General features: G+C 64.6%; 12 protein-coding genes. 5 read left to right on the top strand and 7 right to left on the bottom strand.

Annotated elements, in window-relative coordinates; all coding sequences use genetic code 11:
- Positions 1-107: 107 nt before the first annotated feature.
- The 4 genes from CAG34_RS17090 to CAG34_RS17075 form a co-directional block, all read right to left on the bottom strand.
- A complete protein-coding gene (locus CAG34_RS17090; protein WP_085591395.1) occupies positions 108-1,142 on the bottom strand; it encodes an ABC transporter substrate-binding protein in 1,035 nt (344 codons plus the stop codon).
- A gap of 40 nt (positions 1,143-1,182) precedes the next feature.
- Positions 1,183-2,307, bottom strand: a complete 1,125-nt coding sequence (locus CAG34_RS17085) for an ABC transporter ATP-binding protein (protein ID WP_012270208.1) — start codon at positions 2,305-2,307, stop codon at positions 1,183-1,185.
- 294 nt (positions 2,308-2,601) lie between these two features.
- Positions 2,602-3,234, bottom strand: coding sequence for a response regulator transcription factor (locus tag CAG34_RS17080; RefSeq protein WP_170929296.1), 633 nt, complete (start codon positions 3,232-3,234; stop codon positions 2,602-2,604).
- A 7-nt stretch (positions 3,235-3,241) separates the two neighbouring features.
- Positions 3,242-5,629 carry a PAS domain S-box protein gene (locus CAG34_RS17075; RefSeq protein WP_085591393.1) on the bottom strand — a complete coding sequence of 796 codons (2,388 nt, stop codon included), beginning with the start codon at positions 5,627-5,629 and terminating at the stop codon, positions 3,242-3,244.
- A 94-nt stretch (positions 5,630-5,723) separates the two neighbouring features.
- On the opposite strand from CAG34_RS17075, the gene CAG34_RS17070 reads away from it, so the two are divergent.
- The gene (locus CAG34_RS17070) at positions 5,724-6,722 is read left to right on the top strand and encodes an alpha/beta hydrolase family protein (protein ID WP_085591391.1); all 999 of its coding nucleotides are present in this window, start codon (positions 5,724-5,726) and stop codon (positions 6,720-6,722) included.
- A gap of 108 nt (positions 6,723-6,830) precedes the next feature.
- On the opposite strand, the gene CAG34_RS17065 is transcribed toward CAG34_RS17070, so the two are convergent.
- From CAG34_RS17065 to CAG34_RS17055, 3 genes are read right to left on the bottom strand one after another with little or no spacing between them, the layout of a single operon-like run.
- Positions 6,831-7,598, bottom strand: coding sequence for a TerB family tellurite resistance protein (locus CAG34_RS17065; protein WP_025337464.1), 768 nt, complete (start codon positions 7,596-7,598; stop codon positions 6,831-6,833).
- Between the two features lies 1 nt (position 7,599).
- On the bottom strand, positions 7,600-8,271 hold the full coding sequence (gene murU / locus CAG34_RS17060; protein WP_085591389.1) for an N-acetylmuramate alpha-1-phosphate uridylyltransferase MurU: 672 nt from the start codon (positions 8,269-8,271) through the stop codon (positions 7,600-7,602).
- Positions 8,268-9,287, bottom strand: a complete 1,020-nt coding sequence (locus CAG34_RS17055) for an aminoglycoside phosphotransferase family protein (RefSeq protein ID WP_085591387.1) — start codon at positions 9,285-9,287, stop codon at positions 8,268-8,270. The genes murU and CAG34_RS17055 overlap by 4 nt, the downstream gene beginning before the upstream one ends.
- Before the next feature lie 130 nt (positions 9,288-9,417).
- Here CAG34_RS17055 and CAG34_RS17050 point away from each other — a divergent pair, with 130 nt between their 5' ends.
- Genes CAG34_RS17050 through rsmA form a run of 4 tightly spaced genes read left to right on the top strand, consistent with a single transcriptional unit; the run spans position 9,418 to position 15,302 of the window.
- Complete coding sequence (locus CAG34_RS17050) at positions 9,418-12,219, top strand: LPS-assembly protein LptD (protein ID WP_085591385.1); 2,802 nt, start codon at positions 9,418-9,420, stop codon at positions 12,217-12,219.
- Positions 12,200-13,519 (top strand): peptidylprolyl isomerase, encoded by a 1,320-nt coding sequence (locus tag CAG34_RS17045; RefSeq protein WP_085591413.1) that lies wholly within the window; start codon positions 12,200-12,202, stop codon positions 13,517-13,519. The genes CAG34_RS17050 and CAG34_RS17045 overlap by 20 nt, the downstream gene beginning before the upstream one ends.
- The gene (gene pdxA / locus CAG34_RS17040; RefSeq protein ID WP_075044408.1) at positions 13,516-14,505 is read left to right on the top strand and encodes a 4-hydroxythreonine-4-phosphate dehydrogenase PdxA; all 990 of its coding nucleotides are present in this window, start codon (positions 13,516-13,518) and stop codon (positions 14,503-14,505) included. Before CAG34_RS17045 ends, pdxA begins: the two co-directional genes overlap by 4 nt.
- Entirely contained in the window at positions 14,502-15,302 is an 801-nt protein-coding gene (rsmA, locus tag CAG34_RS17035; RefSeq protein WP_025337458.1) for a 16S rRNA (adenine(1518)-N(6)/adenine(1519)-N(6))-dimethyltransferase RsmA, read from the top strand. The genes pdxA and rsmA overlap by 4 nt, the downstream gene beginning before the upstream one ends.
- The last annotated feature ends 110 nt before the right edge of the window (positions 15,303-15,412 follow it).

Here is a 15,412-nt window from a genome sequence, read left to right as displayed (position 1 = left end):
GTGGGAGCTGCCCCTACAGGTACTGCGCTGATCTCGGGGATAGCGCGGTCCCTGTGGGAGCTGGCTTGCCGGCGATGGGCCGCAAAGCGGCCCTCTACACTGGTCGTTTACTTCTTCGCCGCCCAGGCGTTGAAGCGTTGCTCCAGCTGCTCGCTGTTGTCAGCCCAGAAGGCCACGTCGATCTGCACCTGGTTGGCGATGTTTTCAGGCGTGGTCGGCATGTCCTTCTTCACCGCGTCCGACAGCAGGCTCACGGCCTTGGAATTGGCCGGGCCGTAGGCGATGTTCTCGGAGTAGGTCTTCTGCTGCTCGGGCTGCACGCTGAAGGCGATGAATTTCTTCGCTTCCTCGGCATCCTTGGCGCCTTTCGGGATGGCCCAGGCGTCGAAGTCGTAGATGCCGCCGTTCCACACCACCTTCAGGTTGCTCTCTTTCTGCACCGCAGCGATGCGGCCGTTGTAGGCAGAGCTCATGACCACGTCACCCGAGGCCAGGTACTGCGGCGGCTGGGCGCCGGCTTCCCACCACTGGATGCTTGGCTTGAGTTCGTCGAGTTTCTTGAAGGCGCGGTCCACGCCCTCTTTGGTGCCCAGCACCTGGTACACGTCCTTCGGCGCCACACCGTCGGCCATCAGGGCGAATTCCAGGGTGTACTTGGCGCCCTTGCGCAGGCCGCGCTTGCCCGGGAATTTCTTGGTATCCCAGAAATCGGCCCAGCTGGTCGGTGCGGTCTTCAGCTTGTCGGCGTTGTAGGCCAGCACCGTGGACCATACGAAGAAGCCCACGCCGCATGGCTGGATGGCACCCGGCACGTAGTCGGCCTCATTACCGAACAGGGCCGGGTCGAGTTCTTCGAACATGCCCTCGTCACAGCCGCGGACCAGTTCTGGCGACTCAACTTCCACCAGGTTCCAGGACACGCTCTTGGTGTCGACCATGGCTTTGACCTTGGCCATCTCGCCGTTGTACTCGCCTGCGACGATCTTGCCCTTGCCGGCCTTCTCCCACGGCTCGTAGAACGCCTTGACCTGGGCCGCCTTGTTGGCACCGCCGAACGAGACCACGGTGAGGTCTGCGGCCATGGCCTGGCCAGCGGCGAACAGCCCCAGGGCCAGGGCGGTCAGTTTCAACTGCTTGCGCATTATTATTCTCTCCACAGTACAGGGTTGGTGAAGCAATCCATCAATGGGCTTCGGCAATCGGATCGAGCGCGCGGGCGTGCTCCACCTCCCAGCCCAGCGGTACCACATCGCCCACGGCCAGGGCCGGGTCGAGCTCGGCAATCGGCTGTTTCACGAAGAAGTCGCCCTTGCCGCAAACTTCCAGGCGCACCCGCACGTGGTCGCCCAGGTAAATGAATTCGGCCACCCGGCCCGAGAAGCGGTTCACGCAGCTCTCGCTGTGGCCGTTCAGGCGCACGCGCTCTGGGCGGATCGACAGGGTCACCGGCTCGCCGGCCTGGCCGACATTCACCGCCAGCGCCTCGACCCGCTCGCCACGTGGCAACTGCACCTGGCAGCGCTTGCCATCACTGGCCAGCAAAGTGCCGTTGATGCGGTTGTTCTCGCCGATGAAGTTGGCGACGAAGGTGTTGCAGGGTTCTTCGTACAGCGTGCGCGGGTCGGCGATCTGCTGGATTTCACCCTGGTGGAACACGGCCACCCGGTCGGACATGGTCAGCGCTTCGCCCTGGTCGTGGGTCACGTACACCACGGTCACGCCCAGGCGCTGGTGGATGTGCTTGATCTCCATCTGCATGTGCTCGCGCAGCTGCTTGTCCAGCGCGCCCAGCGGTTCGTCCATCAGCACCAGCTGCGGCTCGAACACCAGTGCCCGGGCCAGGGCCACACGCTGCTGCTGGCCGCCGGACAGCTGGCCGGGGTAACGCTTGGCGAAGGCATCGAGCTGGACCATGTTCAGCACCCGCTTGACCCGCTCGCTGATGTCGGTCTTGCTCAGGTTGCGCACGGTCAGCGGGAAGGCCAGGTTCTCGGCCACGGTCATGTGCGGGAACAGCGCGTAGTTCTGGAACACCATGCCGATGTCGCGCTTGTGCGGCGGCACGTTGTTGATCGAGCGCCCGGCCAGCTGGATTTCACCGGCGGTGGGGGTTTCGAAGCCGGCCAGCATCATCAGGCTGGTGGTCTTGCCCGAGCCGGACGGGCCAAGCAGGGTGAGGAACTCGCCCTTGCGAATATCCAGGTTGAGGTCTTTGACGATCAGCGACTCGCCGTCGTAGCTCTTCTGCACACCACGGAAGCTGACCAGCGTTTCGCTGGTTGCAGCGTTCGACTTCGCCTCGCTCATGCCTGCACCTTCTTGTTGGATGACTGCGTAGGCAAAGACTAGACAAGCGGCAAGCGCCGGAAAATCGGGGGTGCTGAGAGAATGCCATCATCCGGATGGAAGATTTGTTGTAGGGATTCCCCTACAAAGATGGCGGGTTTGGAATGCTCATCCGAGCCACCCGCCAAACCTGTGGGAGCGGGCATGCCCGCGAAGGGGCCGGTTCAGCCATAGAGATCGGCAGGTCAGGCCCTTTCGCGGGCACGCCCGCTCCCACAGGGACCTCGGCAAGTTCCGAGAACAGGCATGTCGCATTCAGACCAGCTTGTGCTCCATCGCGTACTTCACCAGTTCAGCCAGCGAGTTCACTTTCAGCTTCTGCATCAGGCGCGCCTTGTGGGTGCTGATGGTCTTGCTCGACAGCGCCAGCTGCTGGGCAATGTCGTTGACGTTGGCGCCCTGGGCCAGGCGTTCGAACACCGAAAACTCCCGCTCGGACAGCAGCGTGTGCAACGGCCGCGACTCCGTCAGGCCCACTTCGAAGACCATGCGGTCGGCCAGCGCCGGGTCGATATAACGCCCGCCAGCGGCAACCCGGCGAATTGCGGTCAGCAACAGCGCCGGGTCGCTGTCCTTGGTGGCATAGCCCGCCGCCCCGGCCTTCAGCGCCCGCGCCGCCATCTGCGCTTCATCGTGCATCGACAGCATCAGGATCGCCGGGGCGTCGTGCAACGCGCGGATCCGCGGGATCGCCTCCAGGCCATTCACACCCGGCATCGAGATATCCAGCAGCACCACCTCGCACGGCGTGTGGCGCAGGGTTTCCAGCAACTGCTCACCGTTACCGGCCTCCCCCGCCACCTGCATGTCCTTGGCCAGGCCAATCAACTGCTTGATGCCCTCGCGGACAATGGTGTGGTCTTCGGCCACCAGCACTCGAATCACGATCGCTCTCCTACTCCAACGGTATGGCCACGCTCAGGCTGGTGCCTTCGCCCGGTTCACTGTCCAGCGCCATGCTGCCGCCCAGCATCAGCACCCGCTCACGCACCCCTACCAGGCCGAACGAGGTCGGCCGGGGCTGGTCGCGGCAAAAGCCCTGGCCGTCATCGCTGACAGTCATGCGCAATTGCCCGTGCTCACGCACCAGTTCGATCTCCACGCTGTGCGCCTGGGCATGGCGCATCACGTTGGTCAGCGCCTCCTGGAGGATACGGAACAGCCCGGTGGCCTTGGCGTCGCTCAATGCTGGCAGATTATCCGGTACTTGCACCAGGCAGGGGATCTGCGTGCGTGCTTCAAAACGCCGCGCCTGCCATTCGATGGCCGAGGCGATGCCGGCATCGAGAATCGGCGGGCGCAAGGCGGTGGCCACGTCGCGCACCAGCTGGAACAGTTGGGCGATCAGGCGCTTCATGCTGGTCAGGCGCTCGTTCAGGCCCGGGTCCAGCTCGGCGAAGGCCAGCTCGCACATCGACACCTCCAGCTTGAGCACGGTCAGCATCTGCCCCAGTTCATCGTGCACTTCCCGGGCAATGCGGGCCTTTTCTTCCTCACGCACGCTCTCCAGGTGGGCCGACAGTTCGCGTAGCTGCTCCTGGGACCTGGCCAGCGCCAACTCGGCCCGCTTGCCCTGGGTGATGTCCCACACCACGCCGTCCCACACCACCTGGCCGTTGCCCAGGCGCCGGGTGCTGGCCTTGATGTCGGCCCAGCGCTGTTCACCCTGGCGGGTGAGGATGCGCCCCTGCCAGGACCAGTCCTGGTCACTGGCCAGGGCCAGGTCCTGCACTCGGTGGTAATCGGCGCGGTCCTCGGGATGTACCAGGTTGCGCAGGCCCATCTGCGGGTGCTGGATCTCGCTGGGCGAATAGCCCACCAAGGCCTCGCTGCCCTCGCTGATGTAGGGGAATTCCAGGTCGCCCTCGGCCGGGTCGCGCTCCAGGCGGAACACCAACCCCGGCACGTTGCCGGCAATGCCCTTGAGCCGCGCCTCGCTTTCGCGCAGGGCCGCCAGGGCGCGGTGGCGCTCGGTGACATCGGCGAGGTACACCACCAGGTACTCGGAGTCACGAAAGCGCAGAAAACTCAGCGACAGCTCGACCGGCAGCAGGCTGTGGTCAGCCCGGCGGCACTGCGTCTCGAACTGGCCGACACCGCCCGCCCCGGTGCGCGCGCCCTTCCACAGCTCCAGCCAGCGGTCCATGGTCAGGCTGGGTTCAAAGTCGCTCAGCGGCCGCTCCAGCAGCGCGCCTTCGCCATAGCCCAGCATGCGCTCGGCGGCATGGTTGGCGTAGCGTACGTGGCTGTCCCAGTTGACCCAGAGGATGCCCACCGTGCTCTGGTCGATGGCAAACTGGCTCAGGCGCAACGCTTCTTCGCGCACCTGCCGCTCCACCAGGCTTTCGCGCGTGGCCAGCAGGCTGCGCTCCAGCTGGCGCTGTTGCCGACGCTGCCACACCAGGGTGGCCAGCGCGCACAACAGCAGCAAGCCGAACAGCAGGGCCAGGTTCTTCCAGAACCCTGTCGACTCGCTCAGGCGTGGGTACTTTGGCTGCAGCCAACGCTGGTGCAGTTGCTCCAGTTCCTTGGCCGGCAGTGCCTGCAGGCCACGCTCGAGCACATCGGCCAGCAGCGGCCAGTCGCGCCGCGAACCGATGCGCAACAGTTGCGGCAGGCCGATATCGCCGACCACCGCCAGTTCGCCGAACTCGCTCTCGCGCGACAGGCGGCTGAGCTGGGCTTCGTCCAGCACTGCGAAACTGGCCTGGCCGCCCACCACCAGTTGCAGGGCCTCGCGCTCGTTGGGCACCCCTTGCAGGTTGAGGTTGCTGTAGTTACCACGCAGGTAGTCCGCCAGCTGGCTGGGCATGCGCACCGCCACCCGCTGCTCGGCCTCGAGCGTTTCCAGTTCCACGGCCATGGTCCCGGTGCGCGGCCCAACCACCAGTTGCGGCACGCGCATGTAAGGGTCGCTGAACAGCCACAGACGCAGGCTGGCAGGGGTCTGGGTAAGCCCCGGGGCAAAGTCGATTTCGCCGGCCTGCAGGGCATGCTCGAGGCTGGCCTGGTCGGCGAAGTTGCGCCAGGTAAGGTCCAGCCGCAGCGCCTGCGCCAGGCTGCTCACCAGTTCCACGTTGGCCCCGTACAGCTGCTGCAGGCGCCGGTCGAACTGAGCGTAGGGCGCCTGCAACACCAGGCCGACACGCAGGCTGCGGTGCGTATCCAGCCATTGCTGCTGGGCCGGTTCCAGGGCAACCGTGGGCACCGCTTCGGGTCTGGCCAATGCAATCAAGGGCAGCCAAAAGCAGCCGATAACCAACAGGCGACGCACTCGCTTCATCTACACGCTCGTCTTGGCAAGGCGGCCATGCAGCATGGCCGTCACGGGCAAATACTATTAGGCTGCCGGTATCATTCTGGCCCTGGGTTGACTCATGTCCACACTTTATCGCACGACGCTGGCAATGTGCTGCCTGGCCTCGATCCTTCCACTCGGCGCCCTGGCCGCCGATGCCGAAAAACCATCCACCACCACCGAGGCACCCGCTGCCCAAGCCCCTCGCCCGCCGCTGCTGGAGCGCAGCCAGGAGGACGCCCAGGCGCTGGAGCGGCTGGTGCCCAAGGCCGAACAGCAGACCCTGCAGGCCGGTGCCGACAGCTTCCTGGCCCTGTGGAAACCGGCCAACGACAGCGACCCGCAGGGGGCGGTAATCATCGTCCCGGGGGCTGGCGAAACCGCTGACTGGCCAAATGCGGTCGGCCCGCTGCGGCAGAAGTTCCCCGATATCGGCTGGCACAGCCTGAGCATCAGCCTGCCCGACCTGCTTGCCGACAGCCCGCAGGCGCGGGTCGAGGCCAAGCCGGCTGCCGAGCCGCAGCCAGACAACGGCGAAAGCGCCCCGGCCAAGGACGTGCCGGCCGATGCCAATGCCAACGTTGCCCAGGCTACCGCAGCCGATGCCGACACCGCGGAGAGCACTGACGCCAAACAGGCCAGCGAGCAAACCGACCCGGCCGATGCCGAGCGCATTTTCGCCCGCCTGGATGCTGCGGTGGCCTTTGCCCAGCAGCACAACGCCCGCAGCATCGTGCTGATCGGTCATGGCAGCGGCGCGTATTGGGCGGCCCGCTACCTGAGCGAGAAACAGCCACCGCAGGTGCAGAAACTGGTGATGGTTGCCGCGCAGACACCGGCGCGCGTGGAGCATGACCTGGAAAGCCTGGCGCCGACCTTGAAAGTGCCGACTGCCGACATCTACTACGCCACCCGCAGCGCTGACCGCAATGCTGCCGGGCAGCGCCTGCAGGCCAGCAAGCGGCAGAAGGACAGCCAGTACCGGCAGTTGTCGCTGATTGCCATGCCGGGGAACAAGGTGGCCGAGCAGGAGCAACTGTTCCGCCGGGTGCGGGGGTGGATGAACCCGCAGGGTTAAGGTTTGCCATGATGGCCCCATCGCCGGCAAGCCAGCTCCCACAGGTACCCCACAGTGTTCAGGGTCTGTGCAATACCTGTGGGAGCTGGCTTGCCGGCGATAGGGCCATCAAAGCCCGCGCCGCTTGCGGATCATGGCATAAGCCTGATGCAGCTCCCGGGTCCGCTCGGTCGCTTCACGCACCTGCGCCTCACTGGCACCAGTGCCCGCCAGCTTGTCCGGGTGGTGCCGGCTGACCAGCCGACGATACGCCTGCTTGACCTTGTCGGCATCGGTATCCGCCTCGACCGCCAGCAAGCGCAACGCCGCCGCATAGGTCATGGCGACCCCTTCCGGCCCCGCCGCCTTGCGTGGTTCGTACTCCAGCGACATGGCTTGCACCTGCCGCCGGCTCAGGCCCAGTTTCTGCCCCCAATCCAGCAGCAGTTCACGCTCCTTGTTGCCCATCTTGCCGTCGGCCCAGACCATGCGCCAACAGGCACGCAGGGTGCCTTCGGCCGCATGCGGCTGCTGGCGAATGCGCCGCAGGTGCCCACTCAGCCGGTCCTTGCCCGCCTTGCCACGGTTGAACGCGGCAATCGCACGCAGCCGGGCCGCTTCGGCCAGGTCCAGGCGCACCATCTCCTGGCGCGCCTGCTGGATATGCTGCTCGCCCACCCGGCCATCGCACTTGGCCAGGCGCCCGAGCATCACGAACAGCAACTCATCGTCCTGCAAGGCCGGACGCCCGCCCAGGCGTTCACGCATGTCCTCCCAGCCTTGCAAACGCAGGCGGCGGTCCATGGCCTGGCCGAGCAACGCGCCGAGCAAGGCCCCGGGGATGCTGGCAACGGCAAAGCCGGCACCGGCACCAATCACCGTGCTTGGCCACCACATGTCAGGCGCGCTCGCCGATCAGGCGCTCGGCCTCGGCCAGGCGCTCGATAGTACCGACATCAACCCAGTGCCCACGGTAGTGCTCGCCACTGACCTGGCCCGCAGCCATGGCCTGGCGCAGCAACGGCGCCAGCTTGAAGGCGCCAGGCTGGCAGCCTTCGAACAGCGCCGGGCGCAGCACCGAAAGGCCGCTGAAGGTCAGCGTGCCAGGGGCATCATCACCATCGACCACCCGCTCGCCCACCAGGCGGAAGTCGCCGCGGCCGTGATGGCCTGGGTTATCGACCAGCACCAAATGGGCCAGGCCTTGCAGGGGAGCCTGCAGGCGCGCGAAGTCGTAGTCGGTCCAGACATCGCCGTTCACCAACAGGAACGGCGCGTCACCCAGCAATGGCAGGGCCTTGAAGATGCCACCGCCGGTTTCCAGCGGCTCGCCTTCGGGCGAATAGCGGATGCTCAGGCCGAAACGGCTGCCGTCACCCAAGTGGTCCTCGATCTGCTGGCCGAGCCAGGCATGGTTGATCACCACCTCGGTGACGCCCGCCGCAGCCAGGGCCCGCAGGTGATACTCGATCAGTGGCTGGCCGGCGACCGGGACCAGCGGCTTGGGGGTGTGCAGGGTCAGCGGGCGCATGCGCTCGCCTTTGCCCGCTGCCAATATCATTGCCTTCATGCACGCGCTCCGGCCTGCAACTCGGCAATCAGCTCACCCAGCTCCGCCAATTCGGGCCGGCGGCTGATCACTTCTTCTATATAGGCGAAGAAGCGCGGCACGTCGCCCAAGTAACGGGGTTTGCCGTCGCGGTGGCAGATACGGGCGAAGATACCGATCACCTTCAGGTGGCGCTGCACACCCATCAGGTCGCTGGCACGCTGGAACGCCTCGAAGTCGGCCTGCACCGGGATGCCGGCAGCCTGCGCCTTCTGCCAGTAGTCGCGCAGCCAGCCTTCGACCCGCGCCTGCGGCCAGCTGAGGAAGGCGTCCTTGAACAGGCAGGTGATGTCGTAGGTGACCGGGCCGTACACGGCATCCTGGAAGTCCAGCACGCCGGGGTTGGGCGTGCTCTGCATCAGGTTGCGCGGCATGTAGTCGCGGTGCACCAGTACCTTGGGCTGGGCCAATGCGCTGTCGATCAGCAGCTGGCTGATTCGTTGCCAGGTGGCTTTCTGGGCATCGCTGAAGACCAGGCCAAGCTCACGGCCCACGTACCACTCCGGGAACAACTCGACTTCACGGCGCAGCAGCGCATCGTCGTAGCTGGGCAGCGGCGCGTCCATCGGCAGGCGCTGGAACGCCAGCAACGCGTCGATGGCATCGGCGAACAGGCCGTCGGCGTTGTCGGCATCAATGATATCAAGGTATGTCTGGTGGCCCAGGTCACCCAGTAGCAGGAAGCCACGCTCCAGGTCCTGGGCATGGATCAGCGGCACATGCACGCCGGCGCTGGCCAGCAAGTGGTCGATGGCGACGAACGGTCGGCAGTTTTCCTGCGGAGGTGGTGCATCCATGATCACGAAGCTGTGGCCGGCGCCCTGCCAGCGAAAGTAACGACGGAAGCTGGCATCGCTGCTGGCCGCGGTCAGGCTGCCTGCGGGCACTTCGCCCCAGGCGTTTTTCCGGAAAAGATCATTGAGCTGCTCATCGAGCCAGACCGTCAGTTGTTGCAGGCGTACATCGTGTTCAGGCATTACAAGGGTCTCCGACGGCCCTAGCCGTCAAGCGGGTCATGCTTTATTATCCAGCATCTTTTTCAGACCATCGAGAGGCGTGCGGCCCCACACGCGGGCAGATGGCACGCAGGAAGCCCGGACTAATAAGATGGCATTGAAATCCCCCGCGTTTCGTAGAAAGTTTCCGTTGCTGGTAACCGGCGGTTTGCTGGCCCTGCAACCTCTGGCCACGTCTTACGTGGTGGCAGCCGAACAGTTCGACTGCCAAGTGTCCGCCTCCGGTGGTTGGGACTGCAAGCCCAAGACCCCAGCCAACAACCTGCCGCCGCGCCCGGTGCACGAGGGTGCTGCCGTCAGCACCGGCACCGAAGCCGCGAGCGAAGGCGAAACCGCGGACCGGCCGATGCTGGTCACCGAGGCCAAAGGCCGTGGCCTGAAGTCGCGTAGCGAAGACTACAGCCACCTGGACTGGGTTCCGCGTGAAAAGCTCACTGCCGCACAGCTGGCCGAAACCGGCCCGTACTGCGGTGGCGCCTACATCGAGCCAACCCGCCCGGGCATGGCCGACACCACGCCGAAGGACGAGTCGCCGACCTACATCAACGCCAAGGTATCCAAGTACCAGCAGGAGCAGCAGATCGCTACCCTCGCCGGTGACGTGGTGATGCGCCAGGGCAGCATGCAGGCCGAGGCCGACGAGGCCAACCTCTACCAGACCGAAAACCGTGGCGAGCTCAAGGGCAACGTCAAGATCCGTGACAACGGTTCGCTGGTGGTCGGTGACGAGGCACAGATCCAGCTCGACACGGGCGAAGCCCAGGTCGACAACGCCGAATACGTGATGCACAAGTCGCACATCCGCGGCAGTGCCCTGTACGCCAAGCGTGGCGAGAACGCCATCATCCGCCTCAAGGACGGTACGTACACCACCTGCGAACCGGGCAGCAACGCCTGGCAGCTGAAGGGCAACAACATCACCCTGAACCCGGCCACCGGTTTCGGTACCGCGACCAACGTTACGCTGCGGGTCAAGGATTTCCCGGTGTTCTACACACCGTACATCTACTTCCCGATCGACGACCGTCGCCAGTCCGGCTTCCTGCCGCCATCGTTCAGCAGCACCAGCGACACCGGCTTCATGCTGGTCACGCCGTACTACTTCAACCTGGCGCCGAACTACGACGCCACGTTGTACCCGCGCTACATGACCAAGCGCGGCCTGCTGATGGAAGGCGAGTTCCGCTACCTGACGCCTTCCAGCGAAGGCCAGTTCGGTGGTGCGTATCTCAACGACAAGAACGACGACCGCAAAGACCAGACTGACTACAAAGAGCAGCGCTGGATGGTCAACTGGCAGCACAAGGGCGGGCTGGACGAGCGCCTGATGACCGAGGTGGACTACACCGACATCAGCGATCCGTTCTACTTCCAGGACCTGGAATCCGACCAGATCGGTATTGAAACCCAGGACCTGCTGAACCAGCAGGGTGCATTGACCTACCGTGGTGACAACTACACCGCGCGGTTGAATGTGCATGCCTACGAGATGGCGACCATCTCGAAGATCACCCCGTATGATCGCCTGCCGCAGATTACCTTCAACGGTAAGCTGCCGTACGAGCCAGGTGGGCTCAATATTGCCTACGAAACCGAGGCAGTCCGTTTCGATCGTGACCTGAAAGACGACTTCGTATTGAACGAAGATGGCCTTCCCGACACTTCGGCGGGTGCGCCTGGTCGCCGCCTGGACCAGAACGTCAGCGGCATCGCTCGCGCCAACGGCAACCGTTTCAACGTCGCACCATCGATCAGCCTGCCGATGGAAGCCAGCTACGGCTTCCTGACCCCCAAGCTGAAGTATGCGTATACCCACTACGATCTGGACTTGGACAGCCAGGGTAAAACCCAGGCTATCGCGCAATCGGCCAACCCGGCGTACGGCAGCTACAACAGCTCGCTGAACCGCGACGTACCGATCTTCAGCGTGGACAGCGGCCTGTACTTCGACCGCAAAACTTCGCTGTTCGGCACCAACTACAAGCAAACCCTCGAACCGCGTATGTACTACCTCTACGTCCCGTACAAGGACCAGAAGGACATCCCGCTGTTCGACTCGGGTGAAACCCTGTTCAGCTACGATTCGCTATTCCGCGACAACCGCTTCAGCGGCACCGACCGTATCGGTGACGAGAACAAGCTGTCGCTGGGCGTAACCACCCGCTGGATCGAAGAAAACGGTTTCGAACGCCAGAACTTCAGCATCGGTCAGGCCTTCTACTTCAAGGACCGCAAAGTTCAGCTCCCTGGTATCGATTACCGTACCCGCAGCGACTCGCAGTCCGATGTGTCGCCATACGCGTTGGTGTACAACTACTACTTCAACCGCGACTGGCGCTTCAATTCGGACTTCAACTGGGACCCGGACAGCCGCAGCACCCGCTCGGGCAGCGCGATGTTCCATTACCAGCCTGAAGACAACCCGAACAAAGTGGTCAACCTCGGTTATCGCTACCGTAACGACACCATCTCCTACGACTCCACGACCGGTACCTGGAAAGTGGGCGGTGGCGACTACGGCGTCCCAGGCAGCGAGAACTACATCAAGGACTACTACAAGATCCAGCAGCATGACTTCTCGGTCATCTGGCCGATCGTTCCGCAGTGGAGCGTCATCGCTCGCTGGCAGCATGACTACAACCGCAATCGCACCCTGGAAGCCATGGGCGGTTTCGAGTACGACAACTGCTGCTGGAAGCTGCGTCTGATCAACCGTTACTGGATCGACTACGACGACTTCAGCCAAGCCCTCCCGGCAAACGAAAAAGGCGACCACGGCATCTTCCTTCAGATCGTCCTGAAAGGCCTCGGTGGTGTAGTCGGCAACAAGGTCGAATCTTTCCTCGACCAAGGCATTCAAGGTTATCGTGAACGTGAAGACCAAGCTTATTGATCGACTGCGCCCGGCGTTGCTGGGCGTTGCATTGCTGAGTGGCGCGGTGCATGCCGCGGTGCAACCTCTTGATCGCGTGGTGGCCATCGTCGACAACGACGTGGTCATGCAAAGCCAGCTGGACCAGCGTGTCCGCGAGGTCCAGCAAACCATCGCCAAGCGCGGCGGCGGCATGCCGCCTGCCGGTGCGCTGGACCAGCAGGTACTGGAACGCCTGATCGTCGAGAACCTGCAGCTGCAGATCGGCGAGCGCTCCGGCATCCGCATCACCGACGAAGAACTGAACCAGGCCATGGGCACCATTGCCCAGCGCAACGGCATGTCACTGGAGCAGTTCCGCGCCGCCCTGGCCCGTGACGGCATGTCGTTCGACGACGCCCGCGAGCAGGTCAAGCGCGAGATGATCATCAGCCGCGTGCGCCAGCGCCGCGTGGCCGAGCGTATCCAGGTCTCCGAGCAGGAAGTGAAGAACTTCCTCAACTCCGACCTTGGCAAGATGCAGATGTCGGAAGAGTACCGCCTGGCCAACATCCTGATCCCGACCCCGGAAGCGGCCAATTCGGAAGCTATCCAGGCCGCCGCACGCCAGGTTGGCGATGTGTACCAGCAGCTCAAGCAGGGCGCGGACTTCGGCCAGATGGCCATTGCCCGCTCCGCCAGCGAAAACGCCCTGGAAGGCGGCGAGATGGGCTGGCGTAAAGCCGGCCAGCTGCCACCGGACTTCGCCAAGATGCTCAGCAGCATGCCGGTTGGCGAAATTACCCAGCCTATCCGCATCCCCAACGGCTTCATCATCCTCAAGCTCGAGGAGAAGCGTGGCGGCAGCGAGAACGTGCTGCGTGACGAAGTGCACGTTCGCCACATCCTGATCAAGCCTAGCGAGATCCGCAGCGAGGCGGCCACCGAGCAACTGGCCGAACGCCTGTACGAGCGCATCAAGAACGGCGAAGACTTCGGCGAGCTGGCCAAGAGCTTCTCGGAAGACCCGGGTTCGGCGCTCAACGGCGGCGACCTCAACTGGGTTGACCCGAACAGCCTGGTACCGGAGTTCCGCGAGCAGATGGCCAACGCCGCCCAAGGCGAAGTCACCCGTCCGTTCAAGACCCAGTACGGCTGGCATGTCCTGGAAGTGCTGGGCCGTCGCGCCACCGACAGCACCGAGCAGGCTCGTGAGCAACAGGCCATGAACGTACTGCGCAACCGCAAGTACGACGAAGAGCTGCAGACCTGGCTGCGCCAGATCCGCGACGAGGCCTACGTTGAAATCAAGCTGCCTGGCGCTGACCAGGCCGCCCAGTGAAGCCCCTGCGCTTCGCCGTCACCCCCGGCGAGCCGGCCGGCATAGGCCCCGACCTGTGCCTGCTGCTCGCCGCAGACGCCCAGCCCCACCCCCTGATCGCCATCACCAGCCGTGACCTGCTCGCCGAGCGGGCCACGCAGCTGGGGCTGGCCGTCAACCTGCTGCCGGTAGCGCCGGGCCTGTGGCCCGAGCAGCCGGCGCCAGCGGGTAGCCTGTACGTCTGGGATACCCCCCTGGCGGCCCCGGTAGTGCCGGGCCAGCTCGACAAGGCCAATGCCGCGTTCGTGCTGGAAACCCTGACCCGTGCCGGGCAAGGCTGCCTGGACGGGCACTTCGCCGGGATGATCACCGCCCCTGTACACAAGGGCGTGATCAACGAAAGCGGTATCGCCTTCTCCGGGCATACCGAATTCCTTGCCGAGCTGACCCACACCGCGCAAGTGGTGATGATGCTGGCCACCCGTGGCCTGCGCGTGGCCCTGGTGACCACACACCTTCCGCTGCGCGACATTGCCGACGCCATCACTGCCGAGCGCGTCGAGCGTGTAACCCGTATCCTGCATGCCGACATGCGCGACAAGTTCGGCATTGCCAACCCGCGCATCCTGGTGTGCGGCCTCAACCCGCACGCGGGCGAGGGCGGCCACCTGGGCCGCGAGGAAATCGACATCATCGAGCCGACCCTGGCCCGCCTGCGCACCGAAGGCATGGACCTGCGCGGGCCGCTGCCGGCCGATACCCTGTTTACCCCCAAATATCTGGAGCACTGCGACGCGGTGCTGGCGATGTACCACGACCAGGGCCTGCCCGTACTCAAGTACAAAGGCTTCGGCGCTGCGGTCAACGTGACCCTGGGCCTGCCGATCATCCGCACGTCAGTCGACCACGGCACCGCCCTGGACCTGGCCGGCACCGGCAAGGTCGACACCGGCAGCCTGCGCGTCGCGCTGGAAACCGCCTACCAGATGGCCGAGAACCGACCATGAACGAGCAATACCAACACCGGGCGCGCAAGCGCTTCGGCCAGAACTTCCTGCACGACGCCGGCATCATCGACCGCATCCTGCGTGCCATCAACGCCAAGGCCGGCGAACATCTGCTGGAAATCGGCCCCGGCCAGGGCGCCCTGACCGAAGGCCTGCTGGGCAGCGGGGCACAGCTGGACGTGGTGGAACTGGACAAGGACCTGGTGCCGATCCTGCAGCACAAGTTTGCCGGCCGCAGCAATTTCCGCCTGCACCAGGGCGACGCCCTGAAATTCGACTTCAACCAGCTGGGCGTGCCACCGCGCAGCCTCAAGGTGGTGGGCAACCTGCCCTACAACATCTCCACTCCACTGATCTTCCACCTGCTCAGCCATGCCGGGCTGATCCGCGACATGCACTTCATGTTGCAGAAGGAAGTGGTCGAGCGCATGGCCGCCGGCCCTGGCGGTGGTGACTGGGGGCGTCTGTCGATCATGGTGCAGTACCACTGCCGGGTCGAGCACCTGTTCAACGTTGGCCCTGGCGCCTTCAACCCGCCGCCGAAAGTGGACTCGGCCATCGTCCGCCTGGTGCCGCACGAAGTGCTGCCGTACCCGGCCAAGGACGCAAAGCTGCTGGAGCAGGTGGTACGCGAAGCCTTCAACCAGCGCCGCAAGACCCTGCGCAACACCATGAAAGGCCTGCTCGACAGCGCGGCCATCGAAGCTGCCGGTGTGGACGGTAGCCTGCGCCCTGAACAGCTGGACCTGGCCGCCTTCGTGCGCCTGGCTGACCAGTTGGCTGACCAACAAGCCTGATATCTCCTGTACCGGCCCTATCGCCGGCAAGCCGGCTCCCACAGTTACTCCACAGCCCTCAAAATCTGCGCAGTACCTTGTAGGAGCAGCCTTGTGCTGCGAAGAAGCCA

The sequence above is a fragment of the Pseudomonas sp. B14(2017) genome, from assembly GCF_002113255.1.
GTDB classification, from domain to species: Bacteria; Pseudomonadota; Gammaproteobacteria; order Pseudomonadales; family Pseudomonadaceae; genus Aquipseudomonas; species Aquipseudomonas putida_Z.
This window is presented reverse-complemented; position numbering and strand designations above follow the sequence as displayed.

Excerpts from the sequence above, each read along its gene's own strand:
- CAG34_RS17085 (WP_012270208.1), bottom strand. The coding sequence starts at position 2,307 with ATGAGCGAGGCGAAGTCGAACGCTGCAACCAGCGAAACGCTGGTCAGC.
- CAG34_RS17090 (WP_085591395.1), bottom strand. The coding sequence starts at position 1,142 with ATGCGCAAGCAGTTGAAACTGACCGCCCTGGCCCTGGGGCTGTTCGCC.
- murU (WP_085591389.1), bottom strand. The coding sequence starts at position 8,271 with ATGAAGGCAATGATATTGGCAGCGGGCAAAGGCGAGCGCATGCGCCCG.
- CAG34_RS17050 (WP_085591385.1), top strand. The coding sequence starts at position 9,418 with ATGGCATTGAAATCCCCCGCGTTTCGTAGAAAGTTTCCGTTGCTGGTA.
- CAG34_RS17055 (WP_085591387.1), bottom strand. The coding sequence starts at position 9,287 with ATGCCTGAACACGATGTACGCCTGCAACAACTGACGGTCTGGCTCGAT.
- CAG34_RS17075 (WP_085591393.1), bottom strand. The coding sequence starts at position 5,629 with ATGAAGCGAGTGCGTCGCCTGTTGGTTATCGGCTGCTTTTGGCTGCCC.
- rsmA (WP_025337458.1), top strand. The coding sequence starts at position 14,502 with ATGAACGAGCAATACCAACACCGGGCGCGCAAGCGCTTCGGCCAGAAC.
- CAG34_RS17065 (WP_025337464.1), bottom strand. The coding sequence starts at position 7,598 with ATGTGGTGGCCAAGCACGGTGATTGGTGCCGGTGCCGGCTTTGCCGTT.
- CAG34_RS17070 (WP_085591391.1), top strand. The coding sequence starts at position 5,724 with ATGTCCACACTTTATCGCACGACGCTGGCAATGTGCTGCCTGGCCTCG.